16 protein-coding genes and 2 tRNA genes are annotated in these 15,074 nt (G+C 67.4%); 13 read left to right on the top strand and 5 right to left on the bottom strand.

What is annotated here, in order from left to right; genetic code table 11:
- Positions 1-34 precede the first annotated feature (34 nt).
- From QSG27_RS07960 to QSG27_RS07945, 4 genes are all read left to right on the top strand, one after another.
- Positions 35-973 (top strand): TAXI family TRAP transporter solute-binding subunit, encoded by a 939-nt coding sequence (locus QSG27_RS07960; RefSeq protein ID WP_306704906.1) that lies wholly within the window; start codon positions 35-37, stop codon positions 971-973.
- 31 nt (positions 974-1,004) lie between these two features.
- Positions 1,005-3,131 carry a TRAP transporter permease gene (locus tag QSG27_RS07955; RefSeq protein WP_306704904.1) on the top strand — a complete coding sequence of 709 codons (2,127 nt, stop codon included), beginning with the start codon at positions 1,005-1,007 and terminating at the stop codon, positions 3,129-3,131.
- A gap of 10 nt (positions 3,132-3,141) precedes the next feature.
- The gene (locus QSG27_RS07950) at positions 3,142-3,534 is read left to right on the top strand and encodes a DUF1850 domain-containing protein (protein WP_306704902.1); all 393 of its coding nucleotides are present in this window, start codon (positions 3,142-3,144) and stop codon (positions 3,532-3,534) included.
- Between the two features lie 114 nt (positions 3,535-3,648).
- Entirely contained in the window at positions 3,649-5,109 is a 1,461-nt protein-coding gene (locus QSG27_RS07945; RefSeq protein ID WP_306704900.1) for a sodium:proton antiporter, read from the top strand.
- 43 nt (positions 5,110-5,152) lie between these two features.
- On the opposite strand, the gene QSG27_RS07940 is transcribed toward QSG27_RS07945, so the two are convergent.
- Together QSG27_RS07940 and QSG27_RS07935 are read right to left on the bottom strand one after the other, a co-directional pair.
- Entirely contained in the window at positions 5,153-5,977 is an 825-nt protein-coding gene (locus tag QSG27_RS07940; RefSeq protein ID WP_306704899.1) for a universal stress protein, read from the bottom strand.
- A gap of 105 nt (positions 5,978-6,082) precedes the next feature.
- The gene (locus QSG27_RS07935; protein WP_306704898.1) at positions 6,083-6,841 is read right to left on the bottom strand and encodes a DUF1194 domain-containing protein; all 759 of its coding nucleotides are present in this window, start codon (positions 6,839-6,841) and stop codon (positions 6,083-6,085) included.
- A 127-nt stretch (positions 6,842-6,968) separates the two neighbouring features.
- Here QSG27_RS07935 and QSG27_RS07930 point away from each other — a divergent pair, with 127 nt between their 5' ends.
- The 4 genes from QSG27_RS07930 (at position 6,969) to QSG27_RS07915 (ending at position 9,943) form a co-directional block, all read left to right on the top strand.
- The gene (locus tag QSG27_RS07930) at positions 6,969-8,120 is read left to right on the top strand and encodes an acetoin utilization protein AcuC (protein ID WP_306704897.1); all 1,152 of its coding nucleotides are present in this window, start codon (positions 6,969-6,971) and stop codon (positions 8,118-8,120) included.
- 161 nt (positions 8,121-8,281) lie between these two features.
- Entirely contained in the window at positions 8,282-8,839 is a 558-nt protein-coding gene (locus QSG27_RS07925; protein ID WP_306704896.1) for a hypothetical protein, read from the top strand.
- Complete coding sequence (locus QSG27_RS07920) at positions 8,836-9,390, top strand: hypothetical protein (RefSeq protein ID WP_306704893.1); 555 nt, start codon at positions 8,836-8,838, stop codon at positions 9,388-9,390. Before QSG27_RS07925 ends, QSG27_RS07920 begins: the two co-directional genes overlap by 4 nt.
- A 112-nt stretch (positions 9,391-9,502) precedes the next feature.
- Entirely contained in the window at positions 9,503-9,943 is a 441-nt protein-coding gene (locus tag QSG27_RS07915) for a DUF192 domain-containing protein (RefSeq protein WP_306704891.1), read from the top strand.
- Between the two features lie 13 nt (positions 9,944-9,956).
- Here QSG27_RS07915 and QSG27_RS07910 read toward each other — a convergent pair whose 3' ends face one another.
- The gene (locus tag QSG27_RS07910; RefSeq protein WP_306704889.1) at positions 9,957-10,505 is read right to left on the bottom strand and encodes a hypothetical protein; all 549 of its coding nucleotides are present in this window, start codon (positions 10,503-10,505) and stop codon (positions 9,957-9,959) included.
- A gap of 79 nt (positions 10,506-10,584) precedes the next feature.
- Here QSG27_RS07910 and QSG27_RS07905 point away from each other — a divergent pair.
- The 4 genes from QSG27_RS07905 to QSG27_RS07890 all read left to right on the top strand — a co-directional run bounded on the left by QSG27_RS07905 (position 10,585) and on the right by QSG27_RS07890 (position 11,828).
- Positions 10,585-10,662, top strand: a tRNA-Pro gene (locus tag QSG27_RS07905).
- Positions 10,663-10,711: 49 nt separating this feature from the next.
- Positions 10,712-11,008 carry an ETC complex I subunit gene (locus tag QSG27_RS07900; protein ID WP_306704888.1) on the top strand — a complete coding sequence of 99 codons (297 nt, stop codon included), beginning with the start codon at positions 10,712-10,714 and terminating at the stop codon, positions 11,006-11,008.
- Positions 11,009-11,018: 10 nt separating this feature from the next.
- A tRNA-Arg gene (locus tag QSG27_RS07895) sits at positions 11,019-11,095 on the top strand.
- 490 nt (positions 11,096-11,585) lie between these two features.
- Entirely contained in the window at positions 11,586-11,828 is a 243-nt protein-coding gene (locus tag QSG27_RS07890; protein WP_306704886.1) for a DUF6460 domain-containing protein, read from the top strand.
- 333 nt (positions 11,829-12,161) lie between these two features.
- Here the strand turns inward: QSG27_RS07890 and hisI are convergent, their stop codons facing one another.
- Both hisI and metC read right to left on the bottom strand, forming a co-directional pair.
- Positions 12,162-12,572, bottom strand: a complete 411-nt coding sequence (gene hisI / locus QSG27_RS07885) for a phosphoribosyl-AMP cyclohydrolase (RefSeq protein WP_306704883.1) — start codon at positions 12,570-12,572, stop codon at positions 12,162-12,164.
- Between the two features lie 25 nt (positions 12,573-12,597).
- A complete protein-coding gene (metC, locus tag QSG27_RS07880) occupies positions 12,598-13,776 on the bottom strand; it encodes a cystathionine beta-lyase (protein WP_306704881.1) in 1,179 nt (392 codons plus the stop codon).
- Positions 13,777-14,016: 240 nt separating this feature from the next.
- On the opposite strand from metC, the gene QSG27_RS07875 reads away from it, so the two are divergent.
- Positions 14,017-15,039 carry an amino acid ABC transporter substrate-binding protein gene (locus QSG27_RS07875; RefSeq protein WP_306704879.1) on the top strand — a complete coding sequence of 341 codons (1,023 nt, stop codon included), beginning with the start codon at positions 14,017-14,019 and terminating at the stop codon, positions 15,037-15,039.
- The last annotated feature ends 35 nt before the right edge of the window (positions 15,040-15,074 follow it).

Below are 15,074 nucleotides of genomic sequence, written 5' to 3'. Positions count from 1 at the left end.
TCCGCAACGGACAGTCTTTCGGGAGGACAGAAGAATGAAGCGTTTCCTGGCCGCGGTCGGCGTCTGCATGCTCACCGCGCTGCCGGCCCAGGCCGAGCAGTTCGTCACCGTCCTGACCGGCGGCACCAGCGGCGTCTATTACCCGCTGGGCGTCGCGCTGTCCGGCATCTACGGCAAGGCCATTCCGGGGGCGAAGGTCACGGTCCAGGCGACCAAGGCGTCGGTGGAGAACCTGAACCTTCTGCAATCGGAGCGCGGCGAGATCGCCTTCTCGCTCGGCGACTCGCTGAGCGGCGCCTGGAAGGGCGACGAGGAGGCCGGCTTCAAGACCAAGCTGACCAAGCTGCGCACCGTCGCCGCCATCTACCCCAACTACATCCAGATCGTCGCCAGCAAGGATTCGGGCGTGAAGACGCTGGCCGACCTGAAGGGCAAGCGCGTGTCGGTGGGCGCGCCGAAGTCGGGGACGGAGCTGAACGCCCGCGCCATCTTCGCCGCCGCCGGGCTGGGCTACAAGGACTTCTCCAAGACCGAGTATCTGCCCTTCGCCGAGTCGGTGGACCTGATCAAGAACCGGCAGCTTGACGCGACGCTGATCTCCGCCGGCCTGGGCGTGGCGGCGATCAAGGATCTGGCGACCTCGCAGGAGATCACCATCGTGTCGATCCCGGCGGACGTGATCCAGAAGGTGGGCGATCCCGCCTACATTGCGGAGACCATTCCGGCCAACAGCTACAGCGGCCAGAGCGAGCCGGTGCCGACCGCGGCGGTGCGCAACCTGCTGGTCACCCATTCCGGCGTGTCGGACGACGCGGTCTACGCCATGACCAAGGCGATGTTCGAGAATCTGGAGGCGATGAGCGCCGCCCACGCCGCCGCCAAGCAGATCAAGCTGGACGCGACCGCCATCCAGTCGCCGGTGCCGCTGCATCCGGGGGCGGAGAAGTTCTACAAGGAAAAGGGTCTGATGTAAGCGCGCCGCGTCCTTCCGGGAACCCGAAGCGATGAGCGCATCCTCCCAACCGGCGCCCTCCCAACCGGCGCCCTCTCAGCCGGCAGACGACAAAATCCGTCAGGCCATCGACCGCGAGAACCCGTCCACGGTCGTGGCCTTCGAAGGCGTGGCGGGCAAGGCCGTCTTCGCCATCGCCGTGGCCTTCTCGCTGTTCCAGGTCTGGACGGCGGCCTTCAACCCGCTGTCCAGCATGGTCGTCCGCTCCGTCCATGTCGGCTTCCTGCTGCTGATGACCTTCACCCTGTTCGGCTTCCGGCAAGAGGCGGAACGGCGCAGCGTGCCCTGGTACGACTGGCTGCTGGGCCTGGGCGCCTTCGCGCTGGGCCTGTACCACTATGTGTTCGAGGTCGATCTGATCCAGCGGGCGGGCGACCCGAACGGGACGGACCTGATCGTCGGCGCCCTCACCATCGCGCTGGTGTTCGAGGGCGCCCGGCGCATCATGGGGTGGGCGCTGCCGATCATGTGCGGCGTGTTCATCCCCTACGCGCTGTTCGGGCGCCATCTGCCCTTCGGGCTGGCCCACCGCGGCTACGACATTGATCAGGTCATCGACAACCTGTACCTCTCGACCGAGGGGATCTACGGCACGCCGACCTTCGTGTCGGCGACCTTCATCTTCCTGTTCATCCTGTTCGGCGCCTTCCTGGAGCGCGCCGGCATGATCAAGCTGTTCAACGACGTGTCGCTGGGCCTCGTCGGGCACGCCAAGGGCGGGCCGGCGAAGGTGGCGGTCATCTCCTCCGGCTTCATGGGGACGATCAACGGGTCGGGCGTGGCGAACGTGCTGACCACCGGCCAGTTCACCATTCCCCTGATGATGCGCTTCGGCTACCGCCCGGCCTTCGCCGGGGCGGTCGAGGCCACCGCCAGCATGGGCGGGCAGTTGATGCCGCCGGTCATGGGTGCGGCCGCCTTCATCATGGCGGAGACCATCGGCGTCCCCTTCAGCGACGTCGCCATCGCCGCCGCGATTCCAGCCATCCTCTATTTCGGCAGCGCCTTCTGGATGGTCCATCTGGAGGCCGGCAAGCACAACCTCGTCGGCCTGCCGAAGGACCAGTGCCCCAGCGTCGTCCGTGCGCTGAAGGAAAGCTGGTACCTGATCCTGCCGCTGGCGGCGCTGGTCTATCTGCTGTTCTCGGGCTTCACGCCGCTGTTCGCCGGGGTGATCGGCATCGCCCTGACCATCGCGCTGATCCTCGGCACGCGGATCGTCGGGTACATCGGCCCGACCGTCCTGCGCGTCGGTTTCTGGATCATCCTCGGCCTGATCGCCGCGGCGCTGTGGCGGATGGGGCTGCGGACGGAGCATCTGGCCTTCGCCATCGTCGGGCTGCTGGTTCTGCCCTGCCTGATCCTGCGGGGCGGGCGGGAAACCCTGGCCCTGCTGGTGCAGAGCCTCGCCGACGGCGCCAAGAACGCCGTGGGCGTGGGTGTGGCCTGCGCGCTGGTGGGCGTGCTGATCGGCATCCTGACCCTGACCGGTCTGGCCTCCAGCTTCGCCTCGACGATCATGGACCTGTCGGGCGGCAATCTGCTGGTCGCGCTGCTTTTGACCATGCTGGCCTGCATCGTCCTGGGGACCGGCCTGCCGACGACGGCGAACTACATCATCACCGCGGCCATCGCGGCGCCGGCCCTGTTGCAGATGGGCGTTCCGCTGATCGTGTCGCACATGTTCGTCTTCTACTTCGGCATCATGGCGGACCTGACCCCGCCGGTGGCGCTGGCGGCGCTGGCCGCCTCGTCCATCTGCCGGGCGGGACACATGGAGATCGGCTGGATCGCCACGCGCGTGGCCATGGCGGGCTATGTCGTGCCCTTCATGGCGGTGTACGACCCGGCGCTGATGCTCCAGACCACCGACCCTCTGGCGGTGGCCTACGTCCTGTTCAAGGCGTTGATTGCCATCGGCCTGTGGGGGGCGGCGACCATCGGCTTCTTCTGGACGCCGCTGAACTGGGCGGAGCGGGTGTTCGCCGCGGCGGGGGCCTTCCTGTTCGTCCTGGCCCTGCCGGTGACGGACGAGATCGGCTTCGCCATGACGGCGGCCTTCCTGCTGTGGCAGCGCCACCGCCTGCGCAGCCTGGGACGGACCAGCGCCCCAGCATGAGCATGGCGGCATGAGCGCGGCCTTGTGTCTGTCGGCGCTCGGTGGGGCGGTTCTGGCCGCCCTGCCGGGCCCCGCCTTCACCCTGTCCTGGACCCATTCGGTGGAGAAGACCGAATGGCGGGAGGAGTGGCGCATCGATGGCGGACGTCTTGTCCTGACCGAAGCCCGCGTGAAGGGAAGCGGCGCCGGGATGGAACCGCCCGAAGGCGCCTGGCTGGCCGACGGCTGGTGGGTCTGGGTGCCGTCGGTGCCGCCACAGGAACGGGTGATCCTCGCCGCATCGTCCTTCACGCCGGATCACAAGCTGTGCGCGGGAGGGGAGTGCCGCCCGCTCCACGGCTGGATCGGCAACCGGATCGGTGGCCCGGTCCCGAGTCCCCTGGAACTGAAGCCATGCCGCTGAAGCCGTGTTATTCACGCACGGCGGTCAAGGGATTTCGGAAGGGCCGATCCGGCTTGGCTTAACCCGTTCGGAGACGCATACTCCGGCAACTGATATGACAGATGAATGCCTGAGATGACCGACGCCCGCCCGCCCCGACATCGCCTCTCCCGTTCCCTGGCCGCCCTCGCGGGCCTTGCCGCCGCCGGACTGCCGGGGCTGGCCCTGGCGGCGGAGGCGGTGGGCGCCCCGCATCTGGACGGGCGCGAACTGGGCGTCGTCTGGGTGATTCCCTTCGTCGGCATCCTGCTGTCCATCGCGCTGATGCCGCTGCTGGCGCCGTCCTTCTGGCACCATCATTTCGGCAAGGTCGCCGCCGGCTGGGCCATCGCCTTCCTGCTGCCCTTCGCGCTGACCTTCGGGGCGGGCCTCGCCACCTACGAGCTGCTGCACACCCTGCTTCTCGAATACATTCCCTTCATCGTGCTGCTGACCGCCCTGTTCACGGTGGCGGGCGGCGTGCGCATCGCGGGCACGCTGGTGGGGACGCCGCTGGCGAACACGGTGGGGCTGGGGATCGGCACCGTCCTGGCGAGCGTGATGGGGACGACCGGCGCCTCGATGCTGCTGATCCGCCCGCTGATCCGCGCCAACGAGCACCGGCGGCACAAGGTGCACACCGTCGTCTTCTTCATCTTCCTGGTGTCGAACGTCGGCGGCTCCCTGACGCCGCTCGGCGATCCGCCGCTGTTCCTGGGCTTCCTGAAGGGGGTCAGCTTCTTCTGGCCGACCGTGCACCTGTTCTGGCCGATGGTCCTGGTGTCCGGCTGCCTGCTGGCGATCTACTTCGCGGTTGACCTCTATCTGCACACCAAAGACCCCGGCAAGCACCCGCTGATCGAAGGCGTGCACGAGCGGGAACCGGTGCGGGTCGAAGGGGCGGTGAACCTCCTCCTGCTGGCCGCCATCGTCGGGGCGGTGCTGCTGAGCGGCGTCTGGCATCCGGGGGTGGGGGTGGAGATCCACCACATCCACGTGCCGCTGGAGACCATCGTCAGCAACCTGCTGCTCCTGGCCATCACCGGCCTGTCGCTGAAGCTGACCAGCGCGCGCAGCCGCCGCCTGAACGCCTTCACCTGGGGACCGATCCTGGAGGTGGCGAAGCTGTTCGCGGCGATCTTCCTGACCATCATCCCGGCCATCGCCATCCTGCGGGCGGGCACCGACGGGGCGCTGGGTGCGATCATCGCGGCGGTCAACCAGGACGGCCAGCCGGTTCCGGCGGCCTATTTCTGGGCGGCGGGCATCCTGTCCAGCTTCCTCGACAACGCGCCGACCTACCTGATCTTCTTCAACACCGCGGGCGGCGACGCGCAGGTGCTGATGGGCGATCTGGCGGTGACGCTGGCGGCCATCTCGGCGGGTGCCGTGTTCATGGGCGCCAACACCTACATCGGCAACGCGCCGAACTTCATGGTCAAGGCCATCGCGGAGGAGCGCGGCGTGGCGATGCCGAGCTTCTTCGGCTACATGCTCTGGTCCTTCGGCATCCTGGTGCCGCTGTTCGGCCTCGTGACCTGGGTGTTCTTCCTTTGACCGGCCAGCCGGGCGGCGCCGTGCCGCCCGGCGCCCGGCTTCGTCAGTGCGACATCAGCACCGGCACTTCCAGCTTCGCCAGAACCGTGCGGGTCGCTCCGCCGAGGATCATTTCCCGCAGGCGGGAGTGGCCGTAGGAGCCCATCACCAGCAGATCGCCCCCGAGATCGCGGCAGGAGTCGAGCAGGACGTCGCCCACGTCGCCGCCCTGGAAGATGTTCGCCTGATGCTGGCTGCGCACGCCGTGGCGCTCCAGCCAGACCATCAGGTCGCGCCCGCTGTCCAGCGCGTGGCCCGGCGGGTCGATGGTGACCACGGTGACCTTCTCCGCCGTCTTCAGGAAGGGCATGGCGTTGCGCACCGCGCGCCCGGCCTCGCGCGTGTTCTTCCAGGCCACCACCGCATGGCGCCCGATGGCCGCGGGAGGCGATGCCGCGTAGGGCAGGACCAGGGTGGGGCAGGGGCTGGTCAGCGGCAACCGGTCCGGCACCTGGAGCGTCACCCGGTCGCCGCGCTCGTCGTCATGGCTCTGCGTCACCAGGGCAAGGTCGGCGTAGACCGCGCGTGCGGCCAGCAGCTCCACATGGTCGCCCTCCTCGACTGTCCAGGAGTAGGAGCAGTCCTTCAGCGCCTGCCGCACCTCCTGCTCGATCCGCTCGGCCTTCTCGTGCGCGACGGCCGTGGCCTCCGCGATGTAGGCATAGGAGGCGGCGCGCCCGGTCACGGCGGCGGGCATGGACACCGGCGTCGCGACGAACAGCACCTCGACGAAGGCCGAAAAGCGCTTGGCGAGACCGACGGCGACCTCCAGCCGCTGGGAATGACGGTCGTCGTTCGACATGTGAAGCAGGATCGTCTTGATCGGCATGGTCTCGCTCGCAGGTTTCGCACCGGATGACCGGGACGCCCATAGGTAACGTTTGAAAAGCCGTTCTGGCAACCGCATGGCTGCCGCCTTGGCCGGCGGTGCGCCTTAGCGGCTGGCGAGGCCGGTGCGCCCGCCCGTGCCGGGGGCGGAGGGAAGGCCGGAGATCTCCAGAAGCAGTTTGCTGAGGATCGCGTCGGCGAAGGCGTCGAAGCTGATGGCCGGCACCAGGAAGGCGCCGGGGCCGCCGATCACATGGTCCTGGTAATAGCCGTCCAGGTCGACCGGCGCCGCCCCGCCCCAGGGGTTCGGGCGGTCGTTCAGGATTGGCAGGCCGTTGATGGTGATCCCGGCGGCCACCGCCTCGTCGCGCGCCCATTGCACCGGGCGCCCGCGGTTGTTCACGCCGTCGCCGGACACGTCGATCACCCGCCGCGTCCCCTCGAACCCGTTGTCGTCGAACAGGCGCGCGCTGAAGTCGATGGCCGCGCTGATCGAGGTCCATTGCGCGGTGAGATAGGGCGACTCGGCGATGGACGAGGCGAAACTCTCGACGCTGTTGCGGTCGCCCAGCAGCGTCCAGGGCACCGTGACGCGCTGGAAGCCGTCGCCGGCCCATTCCACATAGGTCATGGCGATGCGCCCATAGGGACCGCCGCGGATGGCGGCCTGGATCTTCGGGTCGGTGAGGGCGGCGACATAGCCTTCCCGCTGAAGCCGGCCTTCCTCCGCGTCCACGCTGCCGGACACGTCCACGGCCAGCACCAGTTCCAGATCGACCGGCGTGTCGGCAAGGGCCGCCTCGTCGCCCCAGCCGGCCACCAGAACCGCAACGGCCACCCCCGCCAGACGCCACGCCCCGTCCATGCCGTGCCTCCCCCGCGGATGTCCTCCCCAGACCATCCTAAAAAAGAGATCGCAGCCTCGCCGCGACAAGGGGGCTTTTTGCGGAAGGCGTTGACGGAAGGGCGTCGCCGCGCCACCTCTCCACCCCATGCCGACCGATGTTCCGACCGCATTTCCCTCCCGCCCGCTGTTCCTGGGCAGCGAGATCTACCGGGGCTCCAGCTATGGCGCGAAACACCCGCTGGCCATCCCGCGGGTGTCCACCGCCTTCGACCTCAGCCGCGCCATGGGCTGGCTTCCCGACGCGGCCTATCGCGACAGCCCCATGGCGACGCCGCAGGAACTGGCCCGCTTCCATGCGCCGGACTACATCGCCGCGCTGCACCGCGCGGAGGCGGAGCAGCGCGTGGATGCCGGGACCGGGGAGCGCTACAACCTGGGCCGGCTGGAGAATCCCGTCTTTCCGGAGATGTACCGCCGCCCCGCCATCAGCACGGGCGCGGCCATCCTGGCCGGGCGCCTGCTGGCGGAGGTCCCCGCCGGCATCGTCTACAGCCCGGCCAGCGGCACGCACCACGCCCGTCCGGAGCGGGCCAGCGGCTTCTGCTATCTCAACGCGCCGGTCCTGGGCATTCTGGCGCTGCTCGACGCCGGACTCGAGCGGGTGCTCTACGTCGATCTGGACGCCCACCACGGCGACGGGGTGGAGGACGCCTTCGCTGAGGACGACCGCGTCCTGACCCTGTCGGTCCACGAGGACGGGCGCTGGCCTTTCACCGGCAAGGCGGAGGACCGGCCCGGCGCCCTGGCCTGCAACCTGCCGGTGCCTCCGGGATTCAACGACACGGAGATGGACCATCTGCTGGAGACGGTGATCCTGCCGCTGGGCCGGGCGTTCCGTCCCCAGGCGCTGGTCATCCAGACCGGGGCCGACGCGCTGGCCGAAGATCCGCTCAGCCGGCTGGAACTGTCCAACGGCGCGCTGTGGCGGGCCGTGCCTGCCCTGACGGGGCTGGCGCCGCGCCTGCTGGTCGTCGGGGGCGGGGGCTACAACCCTTGGTCCGTCGGGCGCTGCTGGGCCGGAATCTGGGCGGTGCTGAACGGCATCGACCCCGCGGTTCCGCCCACGCCGGAGGCGGAGGGCGTGCTGCGGGCGCTGTCCTGGTCGCGGGCCGCCGGGCGCAACCCGCCCGAGCACTGGTTCACCACCCTGGCCGACGCGCCGCGGCCCGGCCCCGTGCGCGACGAGGTGCGTCGTGTTGCCGCTGCGGCAATGACGAAGATGGTCCAAGCTGGATAATCTTTGGAAAGTTTTTTCATTCACGTATGTCACGCTGTTGACGTATTGGACCGAATCGGTGAGCCTGATTCGCGCGACTCGCGCCGTCTGCAAACCGTTCCGCGAAACCACGCCGCGCCGGAGACAGGGAGCCGGAGAGAGGAAAAAGGAGCAGGCCGCCGATGTCCAACACCACCTTGCTCCTGCTGACCATCGCCGCGATGATGCTCGCCGCCGTTCCGGTCGCCATGATGCTGAAGCGGTTCCTGCCCGACTTCCTTCACCGCTCCGCCGGCATCGGCCAGCTTGAGAACCGCATCTACGTCCTGCATTCGGAGATTCACGAACTTCAGGACCGGGTGAACGGCAAGGTGCAGCGGCGCAATCAGGTGGCCTCCGAGAAGCACCGCGCCGAAACCGAGAACCGGAAGATGGAGCGGGCGATCGCGGAAATCGCCCTTCAGCCGCCCATGTTCGTGCATGAGGTGGGCGATCCCCAGGCGGGCCTCTCGAAGTTCCTGGTGAACATCGCCCAGGAGAAGGCCGCTTCCGGCGGCGACAAGTCCCAGGTCAACCCGATCTGGCGCTGCGCCAACGTCGCGGAGGTCTGGGCGTCCAGCACGGAGGAGGCCAGGCAGCTCGTCGAGGTGGCGTTCCCCTTCAAGATGGGCTTCACCAAGAGTTTCCAGAAGACGCAAGGGCGCCCCAACCCCGCCAGAATCAAGGCGGCCACGCCATGATGATCAATTTCCTCATCATCCTGGGCATCATCGCCATCGGGGCGTGGCTCGGCAACGTGCTGCTGGCGGTCGATTCGCAGATGGCGCAGAGCCGCAGCCGGATGCGCGCCGCCAAGGACACCATCGGCAAGCTGGAGGCGACGATCCGCAGGCTCCAGCACGAGGAGGAGAACGTCGTCAAGGAGATCGAGGAGTGCCTCGCCGACACGGCCGAGGCGCGGCGCAAGCAGCCGGAAATCCAGCGCCGCCTGTCCGAGGCGCAGACCAGGCAGCGCCCCCAGCTCCTGATCCTCACCGACCGGCGGAATCCGAACGACAAGGAATGGCTGGTGACCGTCGTCAACACCCAGATCGGCGAGATCGACGCGCTGCACCCGCTGGCCGTCGAATGGGCGCGCGGGCGCGACTATCTGGTCTGGGCCGAGAGCGAGCGCGAGGCCGAAGAGCGCGCCACCCGCCGCTTCAGCACCCGCCCCGGCTATCAAGTCAGGCAGGTGAAGCCGTTGAGCAAGGACATCTACAGCACCTCCACCGACCGCACGGCGGCGTAACGCCGCTGGACAGGGGCGCGCCGCGGCGGCATCGTCCAATCCCTGAACTTCACGGGATGGGTTGGGCGCGATGATCGGACGGGCGGTGCGTGGCCTCTTGGGCGGGTTTCTGATGGGTGTTGCGATTCTGCTGTCCGCCCTACCGGCGGCGGCGCTGGAGAGCTTCGCGCGGTCCTCCCTGACCGTCGAGACGGCGGGCGGCGGCAAGTACCGCTTCGACGTCGAACTGGCGGAGACGCCGGCCCAGCAGGCCCAGGGGCTGATGTTCCGCGAGAGGATGGCCGCCGACGCCGGGATGCTGTTCACCTACGACCGCCCGCAGCCGGCCAGCTTCTGGATGAAGAACACGCTGATCCCGCTGGACATGATCTTCGTCGGGGCGGACGGCCGCATCGTGAACATCCACGCCAACGCCGTTCCGCAGTCGCTGGACGCGGTGAACTCCGCCGGGCCGGTGAAGGGCATCCTGGAGATCAACGGCGGGATGAGCGCGCGTCTGGGCATCCGCCCGGGCGACCGGGTGGTGCATTCCGCCTTCGGCACCGCGAAGTAACGGCGACGCGGCGTCAGGCCGGCTCCGGGAAGCCGAAGGCGGCCAGAAAGAGCCGGGCGGCTTCCTCCGGGGTGGTGGCGCCGTCCGATATCGCCGAGGCGCGCGGGTGCAGCCAGCCCCGCAAGGCGCGCCGCAGCCCCCCTTGCGGTGGCGGCGAGTCGTCCAGCACCGCCACGGGCACCGCCACGGGCGTGTCCCGACCGGCCAGCCGCGCGGCGGCAAGGGCCGCCAGACCGGCGTCCGACCCCGCCCCAACCAGCCCGGCGGGCCGCCGCTCCGCGACGATCCGGGCGAGCGCCAGGATGGAGGTGGCGGTGTGGCGCTTGGCGAGGTCGATCTGCCCGATGCCGGGATGCAGCGCCGCCCGCAGCGGACCGCCCCCCATCGGCGCCACCACGTCGAGCGCCTGCGTCCGCCGGTGCAGGGCGTTCGCCAGGGCGACGGCGGCACGTCCGGAGGGGGTGTCGTCGAGGCCGGAGACGAAGACGGCGATGCGGGATTCCGGCGGGGCAGAGGCGTTCACGGCGGGGGCGTCCGGCACGGTCGAAAGGGGCGGCATCATACGGAAGGTCCACCCTGCGGGATAGATGCGCCTGCTCCTTGCCGTCCGCGCGGGGTTCGTGTATTCCACTCCGCGACGTCGGGGCGTAGCGCAGTCTGGTCAGCGCGCCAGTTTTGGGTACTGGAGGCCCCCGGTTCGAATCCGGGCGCCCCGACCAACGAAATTCGAACGATGCAACACGCACGTATCAGAGGAGATGCCGCGTCATGAAGGTCCGGATCTACCAGCCGAGCAAAGCGGCCACTCAGTCCGGGCGTGCGAAGACGCATCGTTGGCTGCTCGAATACGAAATCGAAACCCCGCGCCGTCCGGAGCCGCTGATGGGCTGGATCAGCTCCGGCGACACCCTCAATCAGGTGCGCATCGGCTTCGAGACCTCGGACGAGGCCGTCGCCTTCGCCCAGCGCAAGGGGTGGGACTACACGGTCCAGGATGCGCCGGTGCGCCGCGTCCGCCCGCGCAACTACGCCGACAACTTCCGCACCGACCGTCCGCGCTTCTGATCCGGACCGGGGCCCCATAGCTCAGTTGGATAGAGCAATCGCCTTCTAAGCGATAGGTCGCAGGTTCGAATCCTGCTGGGGTCGCCATCTTCCCGCCGTTCCGTCTCCTTGCGGCCCGCGTGCGGCGTTCCGCTGCACGCTTTCGTTGCGCATCATGCTTCCGAATAATTGCCTTCCGATGGTTTTTCCCTTCGGAAGGCGTCGTGATTCCCAAACGGTCAACACAGTTATCCCCATATTCCTTTTGTCGTATGACAGGAATCGTGGAGCGTAAGGTTGCAGAGCCACACCGAAGACTTGCGGATTATCCAACGGTTTCCGGCGAACTTGTCCATGCTCAAATTGAGAGCATTGGCGCAAGTCCACGTCTCCCCAACAGGCTTGCGGACTCATCCACAAAGTTATCCACAAAAATTGGGGATAACCCCGATGCGTCAGCAGGAGACAATCTAAAGGCGCTATCCTTGCCGCCTCGCCCCGGCGATGGCTCCGCAAGGAACCGCCCCATCGCCAGCGGCGTTTCAAGGATGTTCCGGCAATCTGGTGCCGTTTGCCGCCAGTGCGAGGTGATGTCTTGGTGGGTTGGGTCGTCAGAACGGTCGTGCTGTGCTTCGTGGTCGGACTGGTCCTGTCCTTCCTGGACATCGATCCGGCCAGCATCCTGACTAATAGTTGGGGCACGATCCGGGACATCGCGCGGTTGTCCGCGGACCTCTTCTATTGGGCGCTGCCCTACATCCTGATCGGCGCGGTGATCGTTGTGCCGCTGTCCGTCCTGGCCGCGGTGATGCGCTGGACGCGCACCCGGCATCGCCCCTGACACCCGCGTCAATGCTCACGGCCCAGGCAAGAAAAAACCGGAGATTCGATTGAATCTCCGGCTAAGTGAATACAGGGAGGGTTAGAGACAAGAACTGTTTATCCGTTCGGCATATTCGCTTCGTTGATCTGCATCAATCTATGCTAATTTTGTCGAGTCGCTTCAACCGGCCCATTTTGTCTGCGCACAAAAAAATAGCCGAGGGTTCCAATGGAACCCCCGGCATAGGCGAATACAGGGAGGGTTAGAGACAAGAGCGTTCTACCGCCTTCCGCTCCCTGAGACGTTGACATAGATCAAACACTTTTCGCATTGCAGCGAAAGTTTAGCGTCTTACTTGTGCGTGTGCCCGTAAAGAATCGAGGGATCGGTCTCAACCTCCTGAATCACTTCGAGTTTTCCATCACGCACCGCACGGTAGAAGCAACTCCGCCGCCCGGTGTGGCAGGCCACGCCGTCCTGTTCCACGACCAGCAGCAGGGTGTCGCCGTCGCAATCGACCCGGAAATCCTTCAGCCGCTGCATCTGGCCGGAGGTTTCGCCCTTGCGCCACAGCCCCTTGCGGGACCGCGACCAGTAGCAGACGCGGCCCGTGCGCAGCGTCTCCAGGACGGCTTCGCGGTTCATCCAGGCCATCATCAGGATTTCGCCGGTCCCCTCGGCCTGGGCGATGGCCGGAACCAGCCCATCGGCGTTGAAGGCGATGGCGGCGGTCACGTCGTCGAACGCGGTGGCGTCCGTCATGGTCCGATCCTTCGTTTTCAGCCCGTCACAGGGCGTTGTTCAGGCGGGTGAAGGCGCCGTCCAGGTCCCGGATGAGGTCGTCCACATCCTCCAGCCCGGCGTGCAGGCGCAGCACGGTGCCCGGATCGGTCCAGCGGGTGGCGGTGCGCATGGTGGCCGGCCGGGCCGGCAGGATCAGGCTTTCGAACCCGCCCCAGCTGTAGCCCAGCCCGAACAGCTCCAGGGAATCCAGCATCGCCGACAGGGCGGGCTTCGGCACCGCCTTCATGACCACCGAGAACAGGCCGGAGGAGCGCCCGATGTCGCGTTTCCAGATTTCGTGGCCCGGGCAGTCGGCAAAGGCCGGGTGCAGGATGCGCGTCACCTCCGGCCGCTTCGACAGCCAGCCGGCCAGGGCGAGCGCGCTTTCCTCGTGCTGCCTCAGGCGGACGGACAGGGTGCGCAGCCCGCGCAGGCCAAGATAGATGTCGTCCGGCCCGGCGCAGGTCCCGGTGCGGGTGGCGGCCTTCTTGACGGCCAGCCAGCTCGCCTCGTCGGCGCAGGCGATCACGCCCAGCATCGCGTCGGCGTGGCCGACTATGTACTTGGTCGCCGCGTGGATGGAGACGTCCGCCCCGAAGCGCAGCGGCTGGAAGAAGAGGGGCGTGGCCCAGGTGTTGTCGATCATCACCGTGGCGCCCACCGTCTTGGCCGCCGCGGCGATGGCCGGAACGTCCTGCACCTCGAAGGTCAGGGAGCCCGGCGATTCGAGGAACACGACGCTGGTGTTCGGCTTCAGCAGGGCGGCGATCCCGGCGCCGATGGTGGGGTCGAAATACTCCACCTCCACGCCGTAGGGGACCAGCGTGTCGTTGGCGAATCGGCGGGTCGGTCCATAGGCGCTGTCGGTGATCAGCACATGGTCGCCGGCCTTGGTGAAGGCCAGAAGCGCCGTGGCGATGGCGTTCAGCCCGGACCCGGTGTTGACCGCCCGATAGGCGCCCTCAAGCTCCGCCACCGCCTGTTCGAAGGCCAGCGTGGTGGGTGTTCCGATGCGGCCGTAGTTGATGGTGTCGAAGGGGGTCCGGTCGCTCGCCTCCAGCGCCGCCAGAGTCGGGAACAGCACGGTCGAACAATGGTAGACCGGCGGATTCACGATTCCGTGATTGTCGCGCGGGCTGCGCCCCGCATGACCGAGGACCGTATCTTTTCGTGCGTCTTTCATGGGTCTTTCCGCAACAACAGCGACGGTGGCGGCATCCTGACATTTCGTGACCGGCCCGGCCACCGGAGAATCTTTTACCTAAGCCTCTGTAAGGGATTACCAATCCAAATGCACGGCTTAAGGATGATTCGACAAGCCGGATGCTGTTGGTGCACTCTTGTGACATGCGCGTGACCGCCATGCGGAGCGTGCATTGCATGAACCTAAGCGTAAAAACGCAAGAACAGGGTGGAGCATAAGATGAAATCGGGAATCCTCGCCGCTGCTGCCGCGGCCGTGGTGTTCGGTGCCGTCACCGGCGCCCAGGCCGGTCCGACGCTGGACGCCGTCAAGGGGCGCGGCTTCGTCCAGTGCGGCGTGAACGCCGGCCTTCCGGGCTTCGGCAACCCCGACAGCTCGGGCAACTGGACCGGTCTCGACGTCGATTACTGCCGCGCGGTCGCGGTTGCGCTGTTCAACGACCCGACCAAGGTCAAGTTCACGCCGCTGTCGGCCCAGCAGCGCTTCCCCGCCATCCAGTCGGGCGAGGTCGATCTGCTGTCGCGCAACACCACCGTGACGCTGACCCGCGACACCTCGGTCGGCCTGAACTTCGCCCCGGTCACCTATTATGACGGCCAGGGCTTCATGGTGAACAAGAAGCTCGGCGTGAAGAGCGCCAAGGAGCTGAACGGCGCCACCGTCTGCGTCCAGGCGGGCACCACGACCGAACTGAACCTGGCGGATTATTTCCGCAGCAACAACATGTCCTACAACCCGGTCGTCATCGAGTCGAACGACGAGGTGAACGCCGCCTATTTCGCCGGCCGCTGCGACGTGCTGACCACGGACGCCTCCGGTCTGGCCGGCACCCGCGCCGGTGTCGCCCCGGTTCCGGACGACCACGTCATCCTGCCGGAGATCATCTCCAAGGAGCCGCTGGCCCCCGCCGTCCGCCACGGTGACGACCAGTGGTTCGACGTCGTGAAGTGGACCGTCTACGCCACCATCCAGGCGGAGGAGATGGGCATCACCTCCAAGAACGTCGACGAGTTCGTGAACAGCAAGAACCCGGAGATCCAGCGCATCCTGGGCACCTCGCCCGGCATGGGCAAGGCGCTGGGCCTGGATGAGAAGTGGGCCTACAACGTGATCAAGGCCGTGGGCAACTACGGCGAGATCTTTGAGCGCAACGTCGGCCTGAAGACCCCGCTGAAGCTGGAGCGCGGCCTGAACGCGCTGTGGACCAACGGCGGCCTGCAGTACGCGATGCCGATCCGCTGAGGACGGAAAGGAGGACCGCGGACCACAGGGAGGCC

Source organism: Azospirillum isscasi (assembly GCF_030849505.1).
Classification (GTDB): Bacteria; Pseudomonadota; Alphaproteobacteria; order Azospirillales; family Azospirillaceae; genus Azospirillum; species Azospirillum isscasi.
The sequence above is the reverse complement of the archived record's forward strand: the minus strand, read 5'-3'. Positions and strand labels throughout refer to the sequence as shown.